Annotated in this window: 16 protein-coding genes, 1 pseudogene and 1 other annotated feature; of the genes and pseudogenes, 14 read left to right on the forward strand and 3 right to left on the reverse strand. The window is 60.7% G+C overall.

The window, feature by feature from the left end:
* The first annotated feature begins 21 nt into the window (after positions 1-21).
* The 8 genes from AOT96_RS32050 to AOT96_RS32085 all read left to right on the forward strand — a co-directional run bounded on the left by AOT96_RS32050 (position 22) and on the right by AOT96_RS32085 (position 8,629).
* Positions 22-1,254, forward strand: coding sequence for a cytochrome P450 (locus AOT96_RS32050; RefSeq protein ID WP_058227899.1), 1,233 nt, complete (start codon positions 22-24; stop codon positions 1,252-1,254).
* Positions 1,251-1,457, forward strand: coding sequence for a ferredoxin (locus AOT96_RS32055; protein WP_058227900.1), 207 nt, complete (start codon positions 1,251-1,253; stop codon positions 1,455-1,457). Before AOT96_RS32050 ends, AOT96_RS32055 begins: the two co-directional genes overlap by 4 nt.
* A 4-nt stretch (positions 1,458-1,461) precedes the next feature.
* Positions 1,462-2,691, forward strand: coding sequence for an NAD(P)/FAD-dependent oxidoreductase (locus tag AOT96_RS32060; protein WP_141695801.1), 1,230 nt, complete (start codon positions 1,462-1,464; stop codon positions 2,689-2,691).
* 28 nt (positions 2,692-2,719) lie between these two features.
* The gene (locus AOT96_RS32065) at positions 2,720-3,883 is read left to right on the forward strand and encodes a thiolase family protein (protein WP_058227902.1); all 1,164 of its coding nucleotides are present in this window, start codon (positions 2,720-2,722) and stop codon (positions 3,881-3,883) included.
* Between the two features lie 19 nt (positions 3,884-3,902).
* Positions 3,903-4,319: a Zn-ribbon domain-containing OB-fold protein gene (locus AOT96_RS35560; RefSeq protein ID WP_063892141.1), complete on the forward strand. Its 417-nt coding sequence runs from the start codon at positions 3,903-3,905 to the stop codon at positions 4,317-4,319.
* Between the two features lie 48 nt (positions 4,320-4,367).
* Entirely contained in the window at positions 4,368-5,069 is a 702-nt protein-coding gene (locus AOT96_RS32075; RefSeq protein ID WP_231917473.1) for a TetR/AcrR family transcriptional regulator, read from the forward strand.
* 631 nt (positions 5,070-5,700) lie between these two features.
* Positions 5,701-6,825 (forward strand): NDMA-dependent alcohol dehydrogenase, encoded by a 1,125-nt coding sequence (locus AOT96_RS32080; protein ID WP_058227905.1) that lies wholly within the window; start codon positions 5,701-5,703, stop codon positions 6,823-6,825.
* 271 nt (positions 6,826-7,096) lie between these two features.
* On the forward strand, positions 7,097-8,629 hold the full coding sequence (locus AOT96_RS32085; RefSeq protein ID WP_058227906.1) for an aldehyde dehydrogenase family protein: 1,533 nt from the start codon (positions 7,097-7,099) through the stop codon (positions 8,627-8,629).
* A 500-nt stretch (positions 8,630-9,129) separates the two neighbouring features.
* Here AOT96_RS32085 and AOT96_RS32090 read toward each other — a convergent pair whose 3' ends face one another.
* Complete coding sequence (locus AOT96_RS32090; RefSeq protein WP_167349897.1) at positions 9,130-10,149, reverse strand: LysR family transcriptional regulator; 1,020 nt, start codon at positions 10,147-10,149, stop codon at positions 9,130-9,132.
* 157 nt (positions 10,150-10,306) lie between these two features.
* Between AOT96_RS32090 and AOT96_RS32095 the strand changes: the two genes are divergently transcribed.
* The 6 genes from AOT96_RS32095 (at position 10,307) to AOT96_RS32120 (ending at position 16,671) form a co-directional block, all read left to right on the forward strand.
* Positions 10,307-11,788 (forward strand): aldehyde dehydrogenase, encoded by a 1,482-nt coding sequence (locus AOT96_RS32095; RefSeq protein WP_058227908.1) that lies wholly within the window; start codon positions 10,307-10,309, stop codon positions 11,786-11,788.
* 94 nt (positions 11,789-11,882) lie between these two features.
* Positions 11,883-13,034: a hypothetical protein gene (locus AOT96_RS32100; RefSeq protein WP_058227909.1), complete on the forward strand. Its 1,152-nt coding sequence runs from the start codon at positions 11,883-11,885 to the stop codon at positions 13,032-13,034.
* 2 nt (positions 13,035-13,036) lie between these two features.
* Positions 13,037-13,405, forward strand: a complete 369-nt coding sequence (locus AOT96_RS32105) for a PEP-utilizing enzyme (RefSeq protein ID WP_058227910.1) — start codon at positions 13,037-13,039, stop codon at positions 13,403-13,405.
* Positions 13,402-13,998 carry a hypothetical protein gene (locus AOT96_RS32110; RefSeq protein WP_058227911.1) on the forward strand — a complete coding sequence of 199 codons (597 nt, stop codon included), beginning with the start codon at positions 13,402-13,404 and terminating at the stop codon, positions 13,996-13,998. Before AOT96_RS32105 ends, AOT96_RS32110 begins: the two co-directional genes overlap by 4 nt.
* A complete protein-coding gene (locus AOT96_RS32115; RefSeq protein WP_058227912.1) occupies positions 13,995-15,083 on the forward strand; it encodes a DUF7065 domain-containing protein in 1,089 nt (362 codons plus the stop codon). The genes AOT96_RS32110 and AOT96_RS32115 overlap by 4 nt, the downstream gene beginning before the upstream one ends.
* A 4-nt stretch (positions 15,084-15,087) precedes the next feature.
* The gene (locus AOT96_RS32120; protein ID WP_058227913.1) at positions 15,088-16,671 is read left to right on the forward strand and encodes a pyruvate, phosphate dikinase; all 1,584 of its coding nucleotides are present in this window, start codon (positions 15,088-15,090) and stop codon (positions 16,669-16,671) included.
* Positions 16,672-16,932: 261 nt separating this feature from the next.
* Here the strand turns inward: AOT96_RS32120 and AOT96_RS32125 are convergent.
* Positions 16,933-18,197 (reverse strand): IS3 family transposase gene (locus AOT96_RS32125; RefSeq protein WP_141695803.1). Its coding sequence is split into 2 segments (ribosomal slippage): positions 16,933-17,894 and positions 17,894-18,197, totalling 1,266 coding nucleotides; the frame shifts between segments, so codons are not numbered across the junction.
* Positions 17,764-17,898 (reverse strand) — a sequence feature (AL1L pseudoknot). (Overlaps the previous gene by 135 nt.)
* A gap of 68 nt (positions 18,198-18,265) precedes the next feature.
* Positions 18,266-18,553, reverse strand: a pseudogene (locus AOT96_RS32135) (transposase); the annotation flags it as partial.
* Between the last annotated feature and the right edge of the window lie 16 nt (positions 18,554-18,569).

Genomic DNA, 18,569 nt, shown 5'->3' on the forward strand with positions numbered 1-18,569 from the left:
AGGCACCAGAGGAATCCCGCAATGACACAAACCGGCACGCACCTCGATCTCGGCAGTCCTGACGCCTACAGCGAGGGAATCCCGCACGACACCTTCAGCGAACTGCGTCGCAACAATCCGGTCACCTGGATCGAGGAACCCGCCGGCGACGGATTCGAGGGGGGTCCCGGATTCTGGGCCGTGACCAAGTACGACGACGTCATGGCGGTGTCGAAGAATCCCGAAATCTTCTCCTCCCAGCGCGGCGCATCGTTCCTCCGCACTCAGCGCCCCCAGGATCTGGTGGCGTTGCAGCAGATGATGCTCAACTTCGACCCGCCGGAACACTCGAAGATGCGCTCGATCGTGAGCAAGGCTTTCACCCCGAAGATGATTCAACGAATGTTCGACGATGTTGCAGCCCACGCGCATTCCATCGTCGACGGACTCGAGTCCGGGGCCGAGATCGACTTGGTCGAGAGCGTCTCGTCCGAGATGCCGTTGCGAGTTCTCGCCGATGTTCTGGGTGTTCCGTCCGAGGATCGTCATCTGCTCTACGACTGGACCAACCGGATGGTGGGTCTCGACGATCCGTCCTACGGTGGGCGCGCGGCATTCATCTCCGCTTTCATCGAGATGTTCAAGTATGCAGCCGACAAGACTCGCGCCAAACGCGCCGAACCCAGCACCGACATCTGGAGCACGATCGTCAACGCCGAGGTCGACGGAGAGCAGCTCACCACCGAGGAACTCAATCGTTTCTTCCAGCTGCTCGTCATCGCGGGCAACGAAACCACGCGGAATCTCATCACCGGCTTCTTCCTCACGCTCTCCGAACACCCTGACGAGCGGAAGAAACTTCAGGGTGATCCCGCCCTGCTGCCCAAGGCGATCGAAGAGGTACTCCGATTCCACTCGCCGGTCATCCAGTTCCGCCGAACGGTGACGCAGGACATCGAACTCGGCGGCAAGGCGATCAAGGAAGGCGACAAGGTTGTCATCTTCTACGTCTCGGCAAATCGCGACGAGGATCATTTCGAGGATCCGGATGTCTTCCGGATCGAACGAGGTAGCGCAAAGCATCTGGCGTTCGGTGCCGGAACGCACTTCTGCCTCGGAAACAGCCTGGCGCGCATGGAAGCCAAGGTCTTGCTCGAGGCGTTCTTCACCCGCTTCCCCGACTGGGAGGTCACGGGTGCACCGGACCGCTTCCGCTCCAATTTCATCAACGGCATCAAGGGTTTGCCCGTCAATCTCGGAAAGGCGACATCATGAAAATCATCCTGGACCGGACCAAATGCACAGGACTGGGAATCTGTGAATCCCTCGCCCCGGACAAGTTCGAGATCGATGACGACGGCAACCTGATGCTGCTGTCCGACACCGTGACCGACGACGAACGTGATGACGTCGAGGCTGCCATCGCCGGCTGCCCGACCGAAGCCCTGCGTCTCGTGACCGACGACGATGGCCGGTAGTGAGGTGGACATCGACAACCTGGTGATCGTCGGAGCCTCCCTGGCCGGACTCCGAGCAGCAGAGACCGCCCGAAAGGTCGGCTTCGAGGGAGAGATAACCCTGATCGGCGCGGAGACTCATCTGCCCTACGATCGACCGCCGCTGTCCAAGGCGTACCTCGACGTAAGTCCCGGCGGGGCGCCGGACACGACCTTCCGCAGCAAAGAGACCTTGAAGGATGAACTCCGCCTCAATCTGCAGTTGGGGGCCGAGGCAACAGCGCTGGATCCGGAATCCCGCGTCGTCGTCGTTGGTGGACGCGAAATCCCTTACGACGCTGTTGTTGTCGCGACCGGGGCACAGGCACGCACCTTGCCCGGCACCGAACACTTGGGAGGCGTCCACAGTCTGCGCACCATCAACGACGCGCAGGCGGTTCGAGCGAAGTTGGATGCCGGTGCCCGCACGGTTGTCATCGGCGCCGGATTCATCGGTTCGGAAGTTGCATCCGGCGCCCGCAAACGCGGACTGGAGGTGACCGTCATCGAGGCTCAACCTGTACCGCTCACACGGGCAGTCGGTGCGGAGATGGGTAAAGCGTGCGCTCGTTTGCATCACGTCAACGGCACTGACCTGCGCCTCGGAGTCGGTGTCGACGCCGTCGAAGGTACAGACACGGTGGAGCGTGTTCGTCTGACCGACGGCACTGTGATCGATGCAGATCTCGTAGTGGTGGGGATCGGCGCCGATCCTGGCACCCGGTGGCTCGAGTCTTCCGGAATTGCCCTCGACAACGGGGTGGTGTGCGACGAGTTCCTGGCGTCATCCCTGCCTGGCGTGTACGCCGCCGGTGACGTGGCGCGGTGGATCAATCCGTTGTTCGGACATCCGATGCGCCTGGAACATTGGACGAGCGCGGCGGAGCAGGCGACTCAGGCAGTCAAGAACATCTTGAATCCCGCCGCTGCCAAGGCATACACAACTGTCCCCTACTTCTGGTCCGACTGGTATGACACCCGAATTCAATTCGTCGGAGTCACCGATGCAGACGAGATCGTGATCGTCAGCGGGACCGTCGACGCAGGACGGTTCGTTGCTCTCTACCGACGCGGAGATCGTGTTGTCGGCGCGCTCGCGATGAACTATCAAACGCACATCATGAAGTACCGCACCATGATCGCCAAGGGTGCCACCTGGTCGGAAGCAGTGCAGTTCGCCGAGGCACGCAACGCAAAAGACCTCACAACAGCTTGACGAGCCCCACCCCCGGAGGAAACTGATCATGACCGAACGCAAGGCCGCCATAGTCGGACTCGGACTGACCGAGGTCGGCAAGGTATACGGGCGAACCGCTCGGAAGTTCGCCGCAGATGCGGTCCGACTGGCCGTCGCCGACGCGGGTCTAGGCCTCAGTGACGTCGACGGCTTACTGATCAACTCCCGGGGTGGGACAGACCTGAACCTGAGCCTCGCCGGCGAACTCAACCTCCACGACCTTCGGATATTGTCCGAAGTCAACGCCTTTGGCGCTTCGGCGAGCATCATGGTGGCCCAGGCCGCCAAGGCAGTGTTAGCTGGTGAAGCAGAAGTGGTCGTATGTGCGTTCGGCGACGATCCACGCCAGTTGGGTGCATCCACCGGTTCGACGTACCGCCAGAGTTCGCTGGCCGCTACAGGATTCCGTAGCGCCGAGACCGCCAGCGGTTTCCTCAGTGTCAACCACCGGTACGCGGTCGCCGCGCGTCGGTACATGGAGTACTTCGGTGTCGATCAGGACGCTCTGGGCGCTGTTGCGGTGTCACAGCGTGCGTGGGCGTCGATGAACCCCGATGCCCAACTCCGCACTCCGTTAACACTCGACGACTACCACCAATCCAGGTGGATCGTCGAACCGCTGCATCTGTTGGACTGCTGCCTGGTCTCGAACGGCGGAGCCGCTGTCGTGGTCACCACGCCCGAGCGTGCTCTCTCGCTCGCACAGACCCCCGTCTACGTCCGGGGTTGGGGACAGGCACACCCCGGCTACTCCTACGAACGAGGCAGCGACTTCGGTCTGGTTACCGGAGCGAGCGTCTCCGGACCTTCCGCCATGAAAATGGCGGGAGTGAGTGTGGGAGACATCGACATTCGCGAGATCTACGACTGCTACACCTACACCGCGCTCGTAACCTTGGAAGACTACGGATTCTGCGAAAAGGGCGAGGCCGGACAGTTGGCGCTCTCCGGCGCCCTCGCACCCGGCGGCGAACTGCCGACAAACACCGGGGGCGGCCAGTTGTCGTCGTTCTATCTCTGGGGAATGACGCCGTTGGTAGAGGCAGTCACGCAGGTCCGTGGCCAGGCCGGTGAACGTCAGGTGGCTCGGCACAACGTGGCTATCGTGAGCGGCAACGGCGGAATACTCGACCATCACGGCACGCTCATCTTGTCCGATCAGAACGACTGAACTTCGAGGGATGCAACCCATGACACACTCCTCATCGGCGCGACCACTCGCACTTCGCGACGAGCGTTCCGCCGAATACTTCGATTCCCTGGCGCGGGGAGTCTTGCAGGTTCGCCGGTGCCGGTCTTGCGAACATCTGAGCCCGCCGGCGGCGCAGAGCTGCTCGAGATGCCATGGCGACTCACTCGCATGGACTGCTACCGCAGGGCGCGGCCACGTAGTTGTGACTGTCGTCGACCGTACCGTTGCAGGTGAACCACAGGTGGTCGGGTTCATCGAGCTCGACGAGGGACCGTGGATCGCCGCACGTATCCTCGGGGCCGACGGCGCCGTTCCCGCAGGCGCCGCGGTGACCATGGTGATCACAGCGCCGGCCGGGAGTCAGGGGGAGCCTGTACCCGCCTTCACGATCGATGCGAGCGGCCCCTCAGCATGAACCTGCCGTAGACTGTACGTACGGTTAACAGGATCTATGGAGGTATTCGTGCTCGAACGGCGCGCTGGAACCCGCTCGACGGGCAAGGCCGATGAGATCCTCCAGGTTTTCACCCGCAACGTGGCCCAATTCGGCTACGACGGAACAAACTTCAGTGAGATCGCACGCGAACTCTCGATCTCCAAAGGCACCATCGTTCACCATTACGGAACGAAGGATCGACTCCTCGCCGCGCTTCACGAGTCCTACATGCGCAGGCGCCTTTCGGAAGCGTCGTCGATTCTCGAACGACTCGACTCACCTGCAGAGCAACTCGCCGCCCTCCTCTACACGTTCGTGCTGTACCAGGAGTACGACCGGGATGCGACCGTCGCGTTTCAGCGGGAAACCATGCGTCTACAGGGCCTCGAAGCGGACGTCGACGGCGTTCCTCTGCGTGCCGAGTATCTGGACTTGGTCCGAGGCACCATCAAACGTGGCATCGCCATCGGCCAGTTCCGCGACGTCGACGTACGGCTACAAAGTCTGCTGATTTTCGGCTCGGCTCAGTGGACCTACACGTGGTTCGACCCCCAGCGTGAGGTGAATGCCGTCAGCGTCGGTGCCGAACTGGTTGATCTGGTTCTCGCCGGCTTGCTCGTAGACCGAGATTCTCTTGGCGCCCTTCGCGATCCGAAAGGTTCCGTGGCGCACACAGCCATCCAATGCCTCGACGATCATCAGGCAGCGGCAACAAATCTGATCGCCTGAGGCAATATCGACGCAATGCGCCACAGCTGACAACGGACATCCCAGGAGCTCATCGGCTGGTTCGCCCACAACGAGTGAGACAGCGTCACCTTGGCAAAGTATCCAGTTTCGTTAGCGGGCAAGACGTCTGATTTCTCGTGACTCTGCCGCAAGCCGACATTCCGGTGCGCAAACCATTGACAATGGCAACTGACCGCCTGTACGGTCATTATGCGAAAGTGGCGTGGCCCACAAGGCAACGGCTATCTACAACGGTAATTACCTATCGAGCTATCCCCTAGCACCCCAGGACGACAACTTCACGACGCGCCTACCGACGTCGAATCGGCGGGGCGAAGCTACGTCCAGGAGTTGAGGATCAGGATGTTAATCTGCCGAAAATTGCACTAGCACACGAGAGCTATCTGATCGGTTGAATACTCGACAGCCTTCTGCGATTCAATCACAGAAGCGTTCGTGACCCTGTGCACCTCCGGCGCGGATATGACCCTCGAACCATGTCGGGCAGCCAGCTCCTATGCAGCAACCCGACAAAATCTCTGCATAACCGTCGGCTCTTGCCATAACTGCGGCACCGTCGGCCCTGGGCCGACGTCAACGCTCACCATCCACTTCAGCAAGGAGCACTGCCATGCCCATCACCACGCGCGGAGCCATCCTCCGTCAGGCCCCCGGCATCTACGAGATCGCCGAACTCGAACTCGACGACCCTCGCCAGGGCGAGGTAACGGTCAAGTTGGCCGCCGCCGGACTCTGTCACTCGGATGACCATGCCGCCACGGGCGATATCCCTGTCGGCATCTACCCGTACTGTGGCGGACACGAAGGTGCCGGTGTCATCACAGCAGTCGGTCCGAACACCCCGGGCTACGAAATAGGCGACCATGTCGTGTTCTCGTTCCTGCCGGCCTGCGGCAAATGCGAGTTCTGCGCTCAGGGCATTCAGAACCTGTGCGATCTCGGCGCCAGCTTGCTGACCGGCGCTCGCGCCAATGACCCGACCAGCTTTCGACTAAGCCTCGATGGCGCACCGGTGGGCCAGCAGTGCGGCATCTCCACCTTCTCCGAATACACCACTGCCTCAATCGATTCTGTAGTCAAGATCGACAAGAGCATTCCCCTAGAGATTGCTTGCCTGCTGAGCTGCGGTGTGCCCACCGGTTGGGGATCAGCGGTAAACTCGGCCAATATCCGACCTGGCCACACAGTCATCGTCATGGGCATCGGCGGCATCGGCGCAAACGCACTCCAGGGTGCTGCCCACGCCGGGGCCTCGACGATCATCGCCGTCGACCCCATTCAGTTCAAGCGCGACTCGGCAAAGACGTTCGGGGCAACACACTCCTACGCCACCATCGAAGAGGCCGCCGACTACGCTCGGTCGATCACCAATGGCCAAGGCGCAGACTCGACCATCGTCACCGTCGGAGTCACCGAGGGCACCCACGTCGCCGAAGCCTTGGCTTCAATCCGCAAGGCAGGAACAGTCGTGGTTACCGGACTTGGTGACATCACCACCGTCGGCGCACCCATCGCACTGGGCGAGCTGGTCCTTTTCCAGAAGCGGATCCAAGGCTCATTGTTCGGGGAGGCAAACCCTCTGCACGACATCCCGAACTTGATTCGCCTCTACCAGCGCGGCCAACTCAAACTCGAAGAGCTCATCACCACTCGCTACCGCCTTGACCAGATCGCGGAAGCCTACGAAGATATGCACGCCGGCAGAAACATTCGCGGCGTCATCATCTTCGACTGACATCCGGTCTTCATTCCCTCCAGGCCGCGAAACTGGCACGACCGGTTCGGTTCAGGCCGCCGACTGCGCAGTCGGTTTGACCAGACAGATACCGGCGCCCGGATCAAATGTCACGTAGTTCAGCGGCACCTTGCCGAGATTGAGAGATAGTGGATCCATACCGGCGCCTGCTCTCGATCTCGGCACCCGCTCGGCCCGAGTCACAGGGACGCTCCCGCAACATAATCGGCGAGCGTTACTCGGACTTCACCAAAGAAGCAGAGGTCACCAGATGTCCACCGAAACTCCCGACGTGATCGAATCGATCGAGGTCCGTAATCCGGCAGACGGCACTGTCGTCGGGCATGTACCGAACGACTCGCCCGATATCGTTGCCGCAAAAGTGCGCGCACTGCGACAGGCGCAACCAGCCTGGGAGTCGCTCGGGCCCAAAGGCCGTAAAAGATGGTTGCTGAAATTGCAGGAATGGGTCCTTGACAATTCCGAGAGGATCAACGACGTACTGCAGTCCGAAACCGGCAAGTCTCGCGTGGATGCCAGCTTCGAGCCAATTGTTACTGCTGACTTGATCAACTACTGGTCGAGCAATGCCGCAAAGTTCCTGGCCGACCGACAGCCGAGATCGCACGGCCCGCTCGGAATGGTGAAGAAACTCGAAACCGTCTACCGACCTTACCCAGTGGTTGGGGTGGTGACACCCTGGAACTTTCCGTTCCTCGCGCCCACCTTCGATGTAATCCCTGCTCTAGCCGCAGGCGCTGCGGTCCTGCTCAAGCCCTCCGAAGTGACGCCCCTCTCTGCCGTAGAACTAGTGCGAGGCTGGACGGAAATCGGTGCTCCACCGGTACTCGCCTTGGCCACAGGATACGGTTCCACTGGCGCTGCACTGGTCGACAATGTCGATTACGTCCAGTTCACCGGATCCACCAACACTGGTCGGATCGTCGCTCAGCAATGCGCCGGACGACTCATCCCGTACAGCCTCGAACTCGGCGGTAAGGATCCGGCGATCGTGCTCGCCGATGCCGACATCGACCGTGCGGCAAACGGAATCGCCTGGGGCGGAATGTTCAATGCCGGTCAGGTGTGTATCTCGATCGAACGAGTGTATGTAGAGGAATCAATCTACGACGAGTTCGTCGCCAAGCTCGCACACAATGTCGGCGAGTTAAGAGTGGGCCAGGACGACAGAGGCTACAAATTCGACGTTGGAGCACTCGCCACGCCGGCGCAGCGCGACATCGTGCAGCGACACGTCGACGAGGCGCTCGCCGCCGGTGCGAAAGCCGTGACCGGCGGCGCCCCCAGCGGTGTCGGCACATTCTTCGAACCGACAGTTCTCGCCGATGTGGACCAGTCGATGTCGTGCATTCGCGAGGAAACATTCGGACCGACGCTGCCGGTCGTCAAGGTCCGCGATGAGCAGGAAGCCATCGCGCTGGCCAACGATTCGCAATACGGACTTTCTGCCACGGTGTGGACCGGCAGCAAGAAACGTGGGCGTAGGGTTGCCCGTCAACTCGACGCTGGAGCGGTAAACATCAATGATGCGTTCGCAAACGTGTTCAACTTCGTCCTGCCTATGGGCGGATGGAAAGAATCCGGAGTCGGCGCCCGTTGGGGTGGACAGAGCGGGATTCTCAAGTACTGCCGACAGCAGGCAATAACCACACCGCGACTCCCGATCCAGAACAAAGAACTGATTTGGTACCCGTACGTACCGAAGAAGGTCAAACTCGCACTCGGTCTCATGCAGGCCGGAGCAGCCAAGGGGCGGCGACGATTCAGTCTCGACCGGCGATAAAACGCTGGGGTGCGGTGTGCGATTACCGCACCCCAGTGCGTCCACTCCCGCGAACAACCACGCTCGACTACCGGATGACCGGCCTCTCAAGGCGAACCGCCAGTCACCGATACTCCGAAATGCGTTCAGGTTGAACGCCGTTGAACAAGGAAACAGTGCGCGAGAGACCCCGCTTGTGCTGTCGTTCTCAGTAGTGACGTGTCCACACTCCGTCACCACGAACGGGTGGATCTAGGCACTCGGAAACAATGGATCAGCCACAGAACATCATCGAAACCACAGGCGGAAGCCTGCCGGCTTCCGCCTGTTCGTCTCAGAGTTTCGCAAGATTGCCGTTATGCGCGAAGCAATAACGATCACTATGTCCACTGCCTCGACTGTCGACGCACACACCCTCATGCAATGAATACCGAAGTGTATTGGCGGCAACGCTTCTCGCTTTTAGGCCGCTAACCTTTGGCGCCTCACCCGGACCGAAAGATCGTGCGCTCGAGAATCTTTCAGGCGCTGAGTCGTGCCCCTTCGACCAAGTCGATCATCTCTGCAGAAACCTTCTTGGCACACGTGACGAATGATTCGACTTCCTCGGTCCGGTCGCTTTTAAGATACGACACACTGATCTGAGTCGGGGTCACCTCGTCTAGTGGAACCGCCTTGAGAAACGGATTCGCAATTCCCATTCTCCAGCCACTCTGCGCGACCGAGATAACGCACGGTGAATCAGCGAGCCCCATCTGCATCTCCGACACCGTTACAGCAGGGTTGGTGACAAACTCTGCAGGACTATTCCGTAGGTCGCCGAGTTCCCAATAGTCCGCCCATCGGGAGGGGGCATTCGTCAATCTCAGAACTGGTTGATCGAGAGCGTCCGCCAGTAACACTGGACGCCGCAGTCGCGCCAGCGGATGATCGGCGCTGAAGCAAAGCATCCGCGGCTCAGAGAAGAGCGGTATCAGCTCGAGATTCGGCTCCTCGTAGGGGGGACGCACGATTGCCACGTCCACGCGCTTTTCACGGATGGCTTCCACCTGGTCCGAGAAGCTCAGTTCGACGATCGAGACGGCAAGTTCAGGATGATTGCGCCGAAACGTCGTCACAATGATGTTCGTCAACTCTCCAGCGGAGAGCCTTCCCGCCATCAGTCCCACCGTGAATGGGAGTTGGTGAGTTGCCCGGCTGCGAGTGTCGATTAGTGCAGCTTCGATGTTGGACAGAATCGCCCGACAATGCTCGAGGAACACAACCCCCGAGTCCGTGAGTTCGACTCCTCGCGGACTACGAATCAGCAAGGTCACACCGATGCGTCGCTCGAGTTTGCGGAGAGCCTGAGAAAGAGCTGGCTGTGAGAGCAGCATCTTCCGGCCGGCGGCGTGAATACTTCCCTCGTCAGCGACCGCGACAAAGATTTGCAAATGCTTCAGGTCCACGACAGAACCTCTTTCCCCAAGTGACACATGAATGTGCATGCAGTGACTTGCATCACTATATACGCAACCGTACGTACGGTCAAGACCTGTCACGCCCATCTCTTCCACTAGCAATAACCAAAACGGATCACCGTGAACAGCAAAAAGTCTCTACCGGCAATCCTTCACCGCTGTGATGCTAGCTACACATCACGGACATTTGAGACCGGTCACACACTCCGGCCGGAATATCAGGATTGGACCGCAGCCGATGACCCGCACCACGAACACCGCCGCAGCTCTGGACCGCCCGACCTTTTACATCGACGGACAATCAGTCACTCCCCGGGGAACCGACTCGTACCATGTCCTCGAGGCCGCTACCGGGAATCCCCTGGGCCTTGCGGCACTCGGGTCGGCAGAGGATATCGACGCTGCCGTCCGCAGCGCTCGCACCGCCTTCGACCACGGCCCCTGGTCGAGAACCTCAGCAGCAGAGCGCGCCGCCGCGATGCGACGTTTCGGTGACGCACTCGCCACCCGAATAGAGACCACTTCTCACCTCGTCAGCCAAGAAAACGGTATGCCGATCACCATGTCGGCTGCCTTCAACGGCACCGCCCCCGCCGGCCTGATGCACATGTACGCAGACATCATCGAGAACTACCCTCTCGAAGAAGTACGGCAGAGCCTGGCCGGGGCAACGATCGTCCGCCGTGAACCGATCGGTGTCGTCGGCGCAATCACGCCGTGGAACTATCCCCAGGCGATTGCAGTATTCAAAATCGCGCCGGCCCTTGCCGCTGGTTGCACCGTGGTCCTGAAGGCCTCCCCCGAAACAGCCTTGGACGCTTACGTTTTTGCCGAGGCAGCAGAGGAAGCGGGCCTTCCCGCGGGCGTACTCAACATCATCCCCGCCGGCCGCGATGCAAGCTGGTCACTGGTCCAGCACGAACTGGTCGACAAGATCGCCTTCACGGGTTCGACGACTGCCGGCCGGCTGATCGGCGCCGAATGCGGTCGACTCCTTCGCCCGTGCACGCTCGAATTGGGTGGCAAGTCAGCCTCTATCGTCCTAGACGATGCAGACCTGACCACGTTCACCACCGGACTGGCGGGGGCTTCGTTCATGAACAACAGCCAGACATGCACCACGCAGTCGCGCATCCTCGCACCGCGATCCCGGTACGAAGAAGTCGTCGATGCCGTTCGCGACTTCGCCCGCGCCTTGACTGTCGGCAATCCTCTCGACCCCGCAGTCACCTGTGGGCCGATGGCAACGCGTACCCAAAAAGAGCGGGTCATGGGCTACATCGACATCGCCAAGGCCACGAACGCACGACTGGTCACCGGAGGTGGAACACCTCGCGGAATGGATCAGGGATGGTTCGTCGAACCCACAGTTTTCGCCGATGTCGACAACCGCGATCGCCTCGCGCAGGAAGAAGTGTTCGGTCCTGTCATCGCGGTTATCCCATACGACGATGACGACGATGCCGTACGGATCGCGAACGAGAGTCAGTACGGACTAGCGGGTTCGGTGTGGACCTCCGACGAGAACCGCGGTATCGACATCGCACGCAGGATCCGCACCGGCACAATCGGAGTCAACTACTACGACATCGACCTCGGTTCACCCTTCGGCGGCATGAAGGACAGCGGTATCGGCCGCGAACTAGGCCCCGAAGCCATCTCGCACTACCTCGAATACAAGTCGATCTATACCAGCGCCGACCAGCTTCCCCGCAGCTAACGACGGGCTCTCCATCGTCTGTCCCGTCCCAGGCGCATGTCGACCGCAGCATGCACCAACATCCACTACCCCGAACCAGGAGCTTTCTGCAGCCATGTCACGTCCAGCCGTAGATATCGAACTCGCAAATCGTGCCCGCACAGAACTCGCGCACGCCATCAGAGCATTTCTCCGAGAACGTACTGCCGTCGACTCCCCACTATTCGACGTCTCCGCCAAAATGGTCTACGGCAACTACGCCTCAGCTCGGAGTCTTCCTCTGTTGATGGATCTGGTCAACGCCAAGGCCACCCCTGAAGAGATCGGAGAACGACTCAAGACCGTCGGGGTCCAACTCGGCTTGGTCATGAACGGAATCGGCTGGGTGTATACCCTCGGGCGCATCCAACAGTATTTGGATGCGGGATGGCCGCAGCAGACCGTCACGATTGCAGACGACGATCGCGCCGCCGAGGTCTTCACCTGGTGGGCGCGGATCATGCAGTGCTACCGCAACGACGGGCACCTGGTTCCCGGCTACGGCGGCGCAGCGCCGATCTTCACCACCCTGTCCGAGGACACAGTGCGCGATCTCGCCGCCGCTGCGGCGGCACGAGGACCGATCACCGATCCGGGAACCCTCCGCCGAGCTGTCGCCGAATTGGACATGTACGAATTCGTCACTCATGCCGAGGCGCGCGACGGCATCCATCACCACGGCCCTTACCCCCTCGGCGACGGTCGGGTAATGCTTGTCAAGGAATTCACCGACCTGCAGGGCCAGTACATGCCGTCGAAAACGGATGAGCACCGACTTGACGTGTCCCGCATAGTCATCGCACTGGTCCTGCGCGACGTCGATATCCGATTCGACATCTTCGCGATCTTCGCTGAGCCCGAAAACTACCTCGATCGCGCAGAAGCGGTCCAGATCCTCGCCGGGGACGATCTCGAACCGATCACCATCGATCAGCTCGGCGTGATCGCCGCCAGTTCTGTTCACGCCCAGCGGAAGTACTTCCTGGCAATGGCCGGCTGGGACGAGCGCACCAAGGTCACTCATGCCGCAAGCCAGTACGCCAATGACTTCCACGCACTGATGTTGCTCGCCGGATACACGCAGGACGAGATCAGTGATCTGTTCGTCACCCCCTTCGAGAAGAACGCAGAAGAGTTCTTCGACCGATCAACCGGACCCGAGCGCATGCAGATCTTCGAGCATGTTCTCGGAGACAGCGAACCCATTTCCCCCAACTTTCAGGAGTAACCATGAGCACCAACATCGACAGTATCGAGAAATGGACCACCGCGGGAACAGGCGAATTGGTCTCCGGTACCGAACCAGTGAGCGGAACCGTGGTGGAGATCCGAACCACCGCCGACGTACTCGCGCTCTTCGACAACGCCCCGGCGGACATGATCGTCCTGCTTCACACGTCCGGAGGGACCATCTTGTCCCCGCTCTTCTCCGATCTTCGAGGAATCATTTCGACTGTTGGATCCAAAGGATCACACGTCGCTATTCTCGCCCGTGAGTTCGGCGTCCCCTGCGTCATGGGCACCGAATTGCAAGTCGAGAACCTCAACGGAAAGCGTGTACAGATCGCCACCGACGGATCCGTATTGGTGGAGCCGTGACGAGCACCGTGACAAGTCGTCAGCCAATCGAAGCATTCGAACTCCTCCACCTACTGCGTATTCGGGGACGTGTCGCCGCTGACCAACTCGACACCGACGATGCGGTTATCGAGGCACTGTCCGAAACCGACCTTATTCGGATGACGGAACGTGGTGCCGTCCTGACCAGCAAGGGTTTTCAACAGCATCTGCTGCATCTCGAGGACGAACGGGCGAAGATTGACCTCGATCTCTTCGCTGGCACGTACGACCGCTTCCTGCGGGTCAATCAGCCGATCAAGGACGTGTGCGCGTCCTGGCAGGCACGTGGAACCTCTGCGTCCGAAGACGATTCGTTCAAGGCACTCGACGCGCTCGAAGACTTCTTTGAACGGATCCGTCCGTCCCTATCGGCTGCGGCGGACATCGTTCCCCGGTTCCAGCGTTACCTCGATCATCTCGCCGCGGCACTGGACCGAGTCGCCGAAGGTGAACGGAAATTCTTGGCCGACCCCCATTCCCCGTCCTTTCACACCGTGTGGTTCGAATGCCACGAGGACTACCTACTGACCCTTGGGCGTGATCGCGACTCCGAGGAGAAGGAGCTCGGATGACCGGGCCTGTATATCCACCCAGCGCGATCACATCAGATTCGCGCGACGAACAATCGAAAGAGATTCCGATCATGGCACTGCACTTCGACGACGATGCAAAAGCACACACCGCCACCGACGCAGTCGACTGGCGAGAGAGCTACTACCTGAACTTCGCTGATCCGACGAGTGGTCTTCACGGTGTCGCATGGCAAGGCGTCCGTCCGAATATGGGACACGGCGAAGCCGTTTTCATTCTGTACGACGGCGCGACCCCCCTCATCCATTCGGTGAACATGGCGGTGCCCGTCTCTGCCGATATCGGCGCCGAACGCACAGAACTCGGACACCAGCGATTCGACTGCGTCGATCCGTGGAAGCATTGGGACGTTCACTACGACGACGGCGCTAACTCAGCGCACGTCACGTGGACTCAGATGACCGAAACATGTGACTGGGACTGGGAAGAACTGACCGGCGCCAAGCATTACCAGGGGGCCGGCCGCATCGCGGTCACAGCCATTGTCGACGGACGTGAAATCTCGTTCACCGGCTATGGCGAACGAGATCGTGCCTGGGGACCACGCAACTACGATCCGATCGAATTCAGTTGGTGGACAGTCGCTCAGTTCCCCGACGAGGTAGCAGTCCACGGGTTCGTTCAGTTCGCCGGCGGGGACTACCGCCTGCACGGATTCCTCCATGCCGATGGCAGGACTCGGCCACTGGCCGAGTTCCGCGCCAGCGATGTGGTCTACGACCCCGCCAACGGACCTGCCCAGTCGAGTAGGCAGACATTCATCGACGACGAAGGCCGCACCGTCGAGACACTCAACGAGCGAATCCACTACCTACAGTTCGGAACTTCGGACGATGGTGCCCAACTCGAGGAACGCGATCCCGGCGATCAGGCCACTGGACGTATGTACTTGACCTTCCAGAAGTACACCCGGGTCGACGGTGTCGAAGGGCGAGGCATGATCGACAACAACCTGCGTATCGGCACTGCTCCGACAGAGTTTTCTGCACAACTGCCGAACTTTTCCAACCTCTACGACTACGGCCTGGCGGCCGTCTCCGAGAGCGCCTCAGCCGAGAGGAATTGACGAAATGACTGTATCGACCTGCCCCGTCTACGCATTCGACGAGGCACCGGAGGCCTCCGAACTGTTGTTGGGCGGCAAAGGTGCAGGTTTGGCCAGAATGGTCGCAGCCGGGATACCGGTGCCTCCCGGATTCATCCTGACCACCGAGTGCGGCAAACGGTATCTGGAAGAAAATGAACTGACCGCAGGCCTCGAACAAGAAATAGACCTACATCTCGAACGTCTCGCTCGCGCGACCGGTCGACGGTTCGGTGATCCGCGCAATCCCCTGCTGATATCTGTGCGCTCGGGTGCGCCGGTGTCCATGCCCGGAATGATGGATACCGTGCTCAACGTCGGACTCACAGCCGAGTCGGTCGAGACGCTTGCGGTCGAGACCGGCGACGCGCTGTTTGCCTATTCGAGCTTCGAGTACCTGTTGGAGGGCTTTGCCCGCACGATCCGAGGTATCGGAATCGAGGTGATCGAGGACACCGCGCCTCTGGCCGAACATCGGTCGGTTGACGGGTCCGCCGAGCGTTGCCGCGCGCTGTTACACCTAATCGAGGAGCAGTCCGGTAACCCGTTCCCCGACGCCCACGGGCAGCTCAACGAATCTATCGGTGCGGTGTTCCGGTCCTGGAACAGTCGACGAGCGAAGGCGTATCGCAGACACAAGGGAATCGACGATTCACTGGGCAGTGCAGTGGTCATTCAGGCAATGGTGTTCGGCAACCGGAGCGACACCTCAGGAAGCGGGGTCGTGTTCACCCGCAATCCCGCGACCGGAGAGACCGGTTCGTGCGGCGAATTCCTTTTCCGGGCGCAAGGAGAAGAGGTTGTCTCCGGTGAATACGGCGCCGGCTCACTCGAGGACCTCACGCACTCTCTCGCCGACACCGCTGCCGAACTCGAGACCGTCCTCCAGGGTCTCGAACGGGCCAGCAAAGACATGTGCGACGTCGAGTTCACTGTCGAGAACGGCCGGCTCTGGATTCTGCAGACCCGGGTCGGGCAACGAAGTGGCCGTGCCGCACTGCGGATTGCGATCGACATGGCAGACGAAGGCTTGATTTCACGAACGGAGGCCGTCCGTCGGGTCGAAGAGCGTGGACTGGCTTCGGTGGCGTCCCCGACATTCACAGCTGCACCCGATCCAGACCGGTTGTTGGTCGCCGGCATCGCAGCATCCCCTGGCGCAGCAACCGGTATCGCAGTCTTCGATCCTGTCCGCGCCACCGATTTGGCTGCCGGCGAAACCGACGTCGTTCTGGTTCGACCCACCACCTCACCCTCCGACATGGAAGGGCTGCTGGCGTCCGTTGCCGTGGTCACCGGACGTGGCGGCCCGATGAGCCATGCCGCGGTCGTTGCCCGCGGTATGGATCGGCCTGCCGTGTGCGGTGTCGGTGACGTCGTCGTCGCCTCCGATCTGAAGTCCGCCGTCGTCGCCGGAGTAACAGTGCACGAAGGTGACATTCTCTCCGTGGACGGCGACCGCGGCACCGTGGCGTGGGGTGCACTCGCACAAGTCCCTGCTACCGAGGACGAACGCTACCGCCGGTTCCTCGAATGGCAAGGCTCAGCGGACGAGATCGCAGGCTCCTGATCGCAACGTCCCCCGAATCCGTCCTGGCTTCCGTAGACAAATCTCGCGGAAGCCAGGGCCGCGGGGACTTCGAAGTCCCGAACGAAGAGAACATGATTGGCCCCCGCTCGAACCTGGCGATGAACGACTAGATGCGCAAGTGGCCAACGATTCCGCAGGTATCGAGTGTGCTGATGCGCTACCCATCATTAGATGCAGGTTGAGGACTACGAACCTCGATTGTCAATCTTTGAATCGCTCTGGGTCTGATGGAGACTCTGGCTATTTGATTTCGGCCAGGGTCTGGTTGCCCTGTTCGGTAGCGTAAGACCTCTGTTCGTACTCTGCTGGTGGAAGATCGTCGCAGTAGCCGTGGAGGCGTTGGTGATTGTGCCAATACACCCAGGACAAGGTTGCGAGTTCAACATCGTCGATGGTCTTCCATGGTCCGGAATGTGCTGGTCCGTAGATCAGTTCAGCTTTGTAGTAGCCGTTGACGGTCTCGGCGAGAGCGTTGTCGTAGGAATCGCCGATGGTCCCGATCGATGGGGTCGCGCCGATCTCAGCGAGGCGTTCGCCGTAGCGCAGGGACGTAAATTGACTGCCCGCATCCGAATGGCACCGCAGCCCGGTCAAGGTGGTGCCGCGTGACCAGCGGGCCATTTCGATTGCATCTAGGACCATCTCAGTTCGCATATGTGGTGCGACGCGCCAGCCGACGATCATCCGACTGTAAGCATCGGTGATGAAGCAGACGTACGCGATCCCTGCCCAGGTAGCCACGTGCGTCAGGTCGGTGACCCACAGCTGGTTCGGCGTGGTGGCGGTGAAATCTCGTCCGACCAGGTCAGGGTGCCGATCCGCGCCGGCGGTGGGGCGGGTGGTCCGCACCCGCTTGCCACGGCGGACACCTTCGATGCCCTCGGCGCGCATCAGTCGGGCGACCTGATCACGGCCGATCTCGAGCCCGGCTCTGCGAGCGGTTTTCCACAGTTTCCGGATCCCGTAGACGCGGTAGTTGTCTTCCCACAACGCCCGAAGCGTCGGCCGCATCCGGCCATCCCTCACCTCCCTCGCTGATGGTGGCCGTGATCTGGCAGCGTAGTAACTGCTCGGAGCGATCTGCAATGTCCTGCAGATGGGCTCGACCCCGAGTGGGCGTCCCGCGACGATATCGTCGCGGTTGGCGTCGATAAACGCCGTCACCTCTTGTGCTGGCGGTCGAGCTCCGCCCCGAAGAAAGACGCTGCACGCTTCAGTATTTCGTTGGCCCGCTTGAGCTCTCGATTCTCTTGCTCCAACTCCCGGATACGTTGGGCCTCCGACGTGCTCACCCCTGGCTTGGTACCGTCGTCGATATCGGCCTGGCGGACCCACGCTCGCACCGACTCGAGGCCGAACCCCAGTTGCGACGCAACCCGCGACGCCGCCCCATGCTCGGTCCCGAGCTCTGCCCGCAGGGCTCGGACCATCCGCACCGCACCGGCCTTCTCCTCCGGCGAATACCGACGCGTCGTCGGTCTTCCTGGCACCCGTTCATTCGGCATGACTTCATCCTCGTTTCCAAGGCCAGAAGTGATGTGCCCCGAGTTTCGTGGAGTCGTCATATTTGACTTCAGGCTACGGGTTGACGTGTGAAGTGTACGTTCTCGAACTCGATCGGGGTCAGCATCCCGAGGGCACTGTGCCGGCGTTGGCGATTGTGGAAGATCTCGAGGTACTCGAACATAGCGTTGGCCAGTTCGATCCTCGTTCTCCATCGTTTCCGATTCAAGAGTTCGGTTTGCATTCTGCCCCAGAAAGATTCGATCACGGCATTGTCATAGCAATCGCCGATCGATCCCATCGACGGGACCAGGCCCGAGTCGTGGGCCCGGCGGGTGAACGCCCAAGATGTGAACTGATTGGGCTCAATCGGT

The organism is Rhodococcus sp. 008, from assembly GCF_001682295.1.
In the GTDB taxonomy this organism is placed as follows: Bacteria; Actinomycetota; Actinomycetes; order Mycobacteriales; family Mycobacteriaceae; genus Rhodococcus_F; species Rhodococcus_F qingshengii.